This window comes from Streptomyces sp. CO7 (assembly GCF_053474865.1).
In genome coordinates, this window is record NZ_JBRIOU010000001.1 from 34,052 (window position 1) to 40,457 (window position 6,406).

5 protein-coding genes are annotated in these 6,406 nt (G+C 71.5%); 3 read left to right on the forward strand and 2 right to left on the reverse strand.

Annotated elements, in window-relative coordinates:
* Positions 1 to 185: 185 nt before the first annotated feature.
* Positions 186 to 1,547 carry an LCP family protein gene (locus tag ACOV8S_RS00145; RefSeq protein ID WP_448315120.1) on the forward strand — a complete coding sequence of 454 codons (1,362 nt, stop codon included), beginning with the start codon at positions 186 to 188 and terminating at the stop codon, positions 1,545 to 1,547.
* Positions 1,548 to 1,628: 81 nt separating this feature from the next.
* Here ACOV8S_RS00145 and ACOV8S_RS00150 read toward each other — a convergent pair whose 3' ends face one another.
* A complete protein-coding gene (locus ACOV8S_RS00150) occupies positions 1,629 to 2,180 on the reverse strand; it encodes an acyl-CoA thioesterase (protein WP_351113495.1) in 552 nt (183 codons plus the stop codon).
* Positions 2,181 to 2,312: 132 nt separating this feature from the next.
* Between ACOV8S_RS00150 and ACOV8S_RS00155 the strand changes: the two genes are divergently transcribed.
* Positions 2,313 to 3,584 carry an LCP family protein gene (locus tag ACOV8S_RS00155; RefSeq protein ID WP_448315123.1) on the forward strand — a complete coding sequence of 424 codons (1,272 nt, stop codon included), beginning with the start codon at positions 2,313 to 2,315 and terminating at the stop codon, positions 3,582 to 3,584.
* 81 nt (positions 3,585 to 3,665) lie between these two features.
* Here ACOV8S_RS00155 and ACOV8S_RS00160 read toward each other — a convergent pair whose 3' ends face one another.
* Positions 3,666 to 4,823, reverse strand: a complete 1,158-nt coding sequence (locus ACOV8S_RS00160; RefSeq protein WP_448315125.1) for an acyl-CoA dehydrogenase — start codon at positions 4,821 to 4,823, stop codon at positions 3,666 to 3,668.
* A 223-nt stretch (positions 4,824 to 5,046) separates the two neighbouring features.
* Between ACOV8S_RS00160 and ACOV8S_RS00165 the strand changes: the two genes are divergently transcribed.
* Positions 5,047 to 6,406: UDP-glucose dehydrogenase family protein (locus tag ACOV8S_RS00165; protein WP_448315127.1), on the forward strand; the 1,360-nt coding region annotated here is incomplete at its 3' end.

Consider the following 6,406-nt stretch of genomic DNA (forward strand, 5'->3'; position numbering starts at 1 on the left):
GAGGAGGCGTCGCCGGGCGCGGTACCCGGACCGGTCGCGGCCCCGGTTCGGGGCGGGGCTCCGGGTGGGGTTCCGGGTGGGGTTCCGGCGGCGGTGGCGTGCCGCCGCGGAGGACGGGCGGCCCCGACCGCGGCCGGGGCGGACCGCGGCGGCCCGCGGGACGGCGGCGCGGATGGGGCGGTCGCATGGTGACCGCGGTCTCGGTGACCGTCCTCGCCCTGGCCGGCGTGGGGCACTGGGTCCTCTCCGGGATCGACGACGGCATCGCGCGGATCGACCCGTTCCGCGACATGAAGAACCGTCCGCACGACGGGAACGGCACCAACGTCCTGGTGGTCGGCACGGACGGGCGGGACAAGATCTCCGCGGAGGCGCGGCGCCGGTACCGCCTCGGGGGCGAGCCGTGCCACTGCACGGACACCGTGATGATCGTCCACATCTCCGAGGACCGTGACCGGGCCAGCGTGGTGAGCCTGCCGCGCGACTCGTTCGCGGTGGCGCCCGCGTACACCGACCCCGCCACCGGCCAAGAGCGCCCGGCGCACCCGGTGCGGCTGAACGCCGCCTACGCGGAGGGCGGACCGCAGCTGACCGTGCGGACGGTGGAGCGGATGACGGCCGTGAAGATCGACCACTACGTGGAGGTCGACTTCACCAGCTTCATCCGCACCGTCGACGTACTGGGCGGGGTGCGGATCTGCACCGTCGACCCGCTGAAGGACTCGCACACCGGGCTGGACCTGGCACCCGGGCAGCACCGGCTGGACGGCGGGCGGGCCCTGCAGTACGTCCGCTCCCGGCACGTGGACGCGGCCTCCGACTTCGGGCGGATGCACCGGCAGCAGCGGTTCCTGGCGGCGCTGATCGAGCAGGCCACCTCCTCCGGGGTGCTGCTCAACCCAGTCAAGCTGCGCGACGTGGCGGGCACGGTCCTCAGGTCCGTGCGGGCGGACCGCGGCTTCGGGGCCGGCGAGATGATCGAGCTGGGGCGGGCGATGCGGCACTTCTCGCCGTCCTCGTCGGAGTTCACGACGGTGCCGATCGCGGACCGGAAGTACCGGGCGCGGGGCGTCGCCGGCGAGACGCTCAAGTGGGACGACGGGAAGGCGCGGCGGATCTTCGCGGCGCTGCGCGCGGACCGGCCGCTGACGCCGCACGTCGCGAAGCGGCCCAAGGCGGTGCGGGTGCCGGTGGCGCCGGAGCAGATCCGGGTCCAGGTGGAGAACGGGACCATGACGCCGGGGCTCGGCAAGCGGGTGGACGCGGGGCTGGCGGCGACCGGGTTCGCGACGACGAAGGCGCCGGTGAACGCGGCGGACCGTGGGGTGCGGCGGACGGTGGTGCTGCACGACCCCCGCTGGGACCGGTCCGCGCGGTCCCTGGCGGCGGCGCTCCCCGGCAGCGAGCTGCGGGCCCGGCCGGGGCTGGGGCCGACGCTGCGGGTCCTCGCGGGGGCGGACTTCCGTGAGGTGCGGCGGGTGCGGGCGGAAGACCCCTACCGGGGCGAGGACGGCGTCGTCACGGGCGACCAGGTCGTCTGCGAGTAGCCCTCCCGCGGGGGCCGGGCCACCTCTCCCCCGCCCTTGCCGAAGGGCCGGTCGGAAGGGGCCGGCCCCTCGTGGGGAAGGTCAGTCGGGGAAGCCGGCGGCGGTGCGTTCCTGGCGGAGTTCGAGGATGGCCCGCCGCCGCGCGAGCCGGTGGCTGCGCCGGATCTGCGCCTCCTGACACCGCCGCCGGTCCCGCTCCGTCTCGGGTATCACCGGCGGCACCGGCCGCGGCTTCCCGCCCTCGTCGACCGCCGCGAACACCAGGTACGCGGACCCCACGTGGCTCAGCGGCACGGACTCGTTCCACCGCTCGGTGAGCACCTTCACCCCGATCTCCATCGAGGTGCGCCCCGTCCAGTTCACCTGCGCGCGCACGTGGACCACGTCCCCGACCCGGACCGGCTGGAGGAACGCCATCTCGTCCATGGACGCGGTGACAGCGGGCCCCTCGGAGTGCCGCCCGGCGACCGCCCCCGCGGCGTCGTCCACCAGCTTCATGATCACACCGCCGTGCACGGTACCCAGGAGGTTGGTGTCGTGGTGGGTCATGATGTGGCTGAGCGTGAGGCGGGAAGCGGACGCGGGCTTGCCCGCGGCTATGCCGGAATCGGAGGTCAGGGCCTGTTCTGTCATGCCCTCCACCTTATGCCGGATCGATCCCCCCGCCCGATTTGCCCGGGTTCATGTGTCGGGTTCGCAACAGCCGGGCCCCGGGTTTTCCACAGGCCTTCTGAGGGCCCCGTCCGAGCGTGCACACTGTCGCTCATGAATGAGTGGCCTCAGGGATGGTCGGAGAACAACCGCGGCGACCGCTACGGCGGCGGCACCGCGGGCGAGCCCGAGCCCGCCCGCGTCATGCGCCAGGTCCGCCGCGAGCCGTCCGGCCCCTACCCCGGCCAGGCTCCGCAGTACGGCGGCAGTGTGCCGCGTCAGCCCGCCTCGCCCCCGTACGACCCCGGGTACGACAGCGACTACAACACCGGCCAGGTCTACGGCGGCCAGGGCCAGGGCGGTGGCGGCTACGACGACGGCGGGTACACCGGCGGCTACCGCGAGACCCCGGACTGGGGCCGCAGGATCAAGCGCACGCTGACCACCGTCGTGGTCGCGCTGCTCGTGATCTCGGTCGGCACCTACTTCTGGGCCGACTCCAAGCTCCGCGAGGAGGTCGACCTCTCCAAGGTCATCAACCGGCCCGAGGCGGGCGACGGCACCAACTACCTCATCGTCGGCTCCGACAGCCGCGACGGCATGTCCGACGAGGACAAGAAGCGCCTGCACACCGGCTCCGCCGACGGCAAGCGCACGGACTCGATGATGATCCTGCACACCGGCAGCAACGGCCCGACGCTGATATCCCTGCCCCGTGACTCCGACGTGGAGCTCCCCAGCTTCAAGGGCTCCGAGTCCGGCAAGGAGTACCCCGGCACGGGCAAGCGCATCAAGCTGAACGCCGCGTACTCCATGGACGGCCCCGAGCTCCTGGTGCGCACGGTCGAGTACAACACCGGCCTGCACATCGACCACTACGTGGAGATCGGCTTCGCCGGCTTCGCCAACATCGTGGACGCGGTCGGCGGCGTGGAGATGGACATCCCCAAGGCGTTCAAGGACAAGAACTCCGGCGCCGACTTCGAGGCCGGCAAGCAGACCCTGAACGGCGAGGAGGCGCTGGCCTTCGTCCGCACCCGGTACGCCTTCGCGGGCAGCGACCTGGACCGGACGAAGAACCAGCAGAAGTTCCTCTCCGCGCTCGCCAACCAGGCCGCCACCCCGGGCACGGTCCTCAACCCGTTCCGCCTCTACCCGACGCTGAGCGCGGGCCTGGACACCCTGATCGTCAGCGAGGACACCGGCCTGTTCGACCTGGCCTCGATGTTCTGGGCGATGAAGGGCGTCACCGGCGGCGAGGGCACGTCGATGAACATGCCGATATCCGGCTCCAGCGGCGGCAACCTGGTCTGGGACAAGGCCAAGGTCAAGAAGCTGGTCGAGCAGCTGAAGAACGACGAGCGGGTCACGGTCAAGGGGAACTGACGCCACCGAGGTCACCCCTCGGAACGCCGAAGGGCGCCCCGGCCGTGCGGCCGGGGCGCCCTTCGCATGTCGTGCCGGGACCTACGGCAGGTTGCGCGCCATGACGATGCGCTGGACCTGGTTGGTGCCCTCGTAGATCTGCGTGATCTTGGCGTCGCGCATCATGCGCTCGACCGGGTAGTCACGGGTGTAGCCGTAGCCGCCCAGCAGCTGCACGGCGTCGGTGGTGACCGCCATGGCGACGTCGGAGGCGAAGCACTTCGCCGCGGCGCCCTGGAAGGTGAGGTCCGCGTCGCCGCGCTCGGACTTCGCGGCGGCCGCGTAGGTCAGCTGGCGGGCGGCCTCGATCTTCATGGCCATGTCCGCGAGCATGAACTGCACGCCCTGGAAGTCGCCGATCGGCTTGCCGAACTGCTTGCGCTCCTGGACGTAGCCCTTGGCGTAGTCCAGGGCGCCCTGGGCGATGCCGAGGGCCTGGGCGGCGATGGTGATGCGGGTGTGGTCCAGCGTCTTCATCGCGGTGGCGAAGCCGGTGCCCTCCTCGCCGATCATGCGGTCGGCGGGGATGCGGACGTTGTCGAAGTAGACCTCGCGGGTCGGGGAGCCCTTGATGCCGAGCTTCTTCTCCGGGGCGCCGAAGGAGACGCCCTCGTCGGACTTCTCGACGACGAAGGCGGAGATGCCCTTGGAGCGCTTGGTGGGGTCGGTGACCGCCATCACCGTGTAGAACTCGGACTCGCCGGCGTTGGTGATCCAGCGCTTGACGCCGTTGAGCACCCAGAAGTCGCCGTCGCGCACCGCGCGGGTCTTCATGCCCGCCGCGTCCGAACCGGCGTCCGGCTCGGAGAGGCAGTAGGAGAAGCCGCCCCGGCCCTTGGCGAGCGGGGTCATGTACTTCTTCTTCAGCTCCTCGGAGCCGGAGAGGATCACCGGCAGCGAGCCCAGCTTGTTCACCGCGGGGATCAGCGAGGACGAGGCGCACACGCGCGCCACCTCCTCGATCACGATCACCGTGGCGAGGGCGTCGGCGCCCGCGCCGCCGTACTCCTCGGGGACGTGCACGGCGTGCAGGTCGTTGGCGACCAGGGCGTCCTGCGCCTCCTGGGGGAAGCGGGCCTCCTCGTCCACCGCCGCGGCGTACGGGGCGATCTTCGCCTCGGCGAGGGCACGCACCGACTCGCGGAGCATGTCGTGCTCCTCGGACGGGCGGTACAGGTCGAAGTCAGCCGATCCGGCCAAGGTCTCTCACGCTCCAAGAGAACAAAGAAGAGGGGACATTCAGTTAACTACCGTTTAGTAGCCAAATCCTAGGCCGTCTCCCGCGCCGCGGCACCGTGAGGTTGACGACAGAGGTGACGCGTTCCAGGGTCTTCCCCTGCGGGAGCTCGCGCACCCCCGGTTATGCTCGGTCGGCGCGCAGCAGGCACGCGGACCCGCACGGACGTCACCACCAGGAGCATCCATGGCCCTCAAGATCACCGTGATCGGCACCGGCTATCTCGGCGCCACCCACGCCGCGGCCATGGCCGAGCTCGGCTTCGAGGTCCTCGGCCTGGACGTCGTCCCCGAGAAGATCGACATGCTGCAGCGGGGCGAGGTCCCGATGTACGAGCCCGGTCTCGAGGACCTGCTGCGCAAGCACGTCGCCGGGATCGAGGGCTCCTCCGGCCGGCTGCGCTTCACGATGGACTTCGCGGAGGCCGGCGCCTTCGGCGACGTGCACTTCGTGTGCGTGAACACCCCGCAGCGGCACGGCGAGTACGCCGCCGACATGAGCTACGTGAACTCCGCGATCGCCTCGCTGGCCCCGCACCTGACCGGTCCCGCGCTGGTCGTCGGCAAGTCCACGGTGCCGGTGGGCACGGCGGACCGTCTCGCCGCCTACCTGGCCGAGCACGCGCCGGGCGGCGCGGACGTGGAGCTGGCCTGGAACCCGGAGTTCCTGCGCGAGGGCTTCGCGGTCGACGACACCCTGCACCCGGACCGGATCGTGGTCGGCGTGCGCGGCGGTCAGGCCGAGAAGCTGCTCCGCGAGGTGTACGCGACGCCGCTGTCCGAGGGCACGCCGTTCGTGGTGACGGACTTCCCCACCGCCGAACTGGTGAAGACCTCGGCGAACTCCTTCCTGGCCACCAAGATCTCGTTCATCAACGCGATGGCCGAGGTGTGCGAGGCGGCGGGCGGCGACGTCGCCAAGCTGGCCGAGGCGATCGGCTACGACGACCGGATCGGCAAGAAATTCCTGCGGGCCGGCATCGGTTTCGGCGGCGGCTGCCTGCCCAAGGACATCCGCGCGTTCATGGCGCGCGCCGGCGAGCTGGGCGCGGACCAGGCGCTGACCTTCCTGCGGGAGATCGACTCCATCAACATGCGCCAGCGCGGCCGGATGGTGGAGCTGGCCCGGGAGGCGCTGGGCGGCGGGCCGTTCCTCGGCAAGCGGGTCGCGGTGCTCGGCGCCACGTTCAAGCCGGACTCGGACGACGTCCGCGACTCCCCCGCGCTGAACGTCGCGGGGCAGATCCACCTGCAGGGCGGCCAGGTCACCGTGTACGACCCCAAGGGCATGGAGAACGCGCGGCGGGTCTTCCCGACGCTGGGCTACGCGGAGACGGCCGAGGACGCCGTGCGCGGGGCGGAGATAGTGCTCCACCTGACCGAGTGGCGCGAGTTCCGTGAGCTGGACCCCGAGAAGCTGGGCGCGGTCGCGGCGCGGCGGGTGCTGCTGGACGGCCGCAACGCACTGGACCCCGAGCCGTGGCGCGCCGCGACCGCGCCCAGCTTCTCGGGGTCCAGCTCACGGAACTCGCGCCACTCGGTCAGGT

Coding starts and splice junctions, on each gene's coding strand:
- ACOV8S_RS00145 (WP_448315120.1), top strand. CDS start 186: ATGGTGACCGCGGTCTCGGTGACCGTCCTCGCCCTGGCCGGCGTGGGG.
- ACOV8S_RS00150 (WP_351113495.1), bottom strand. CDS start 2,180: ATGACAGAACAGGCCCTGACCTCCGATTCCGGCATAGCCGCGGGCAAG.
- ACOV8S_RS00155 (WP_448315123.1), top strand. CDS start 2,313: ATGAATGAGTGGCCTCAGGGATGGTCGGAGAACAACCGCGGCGACCGC.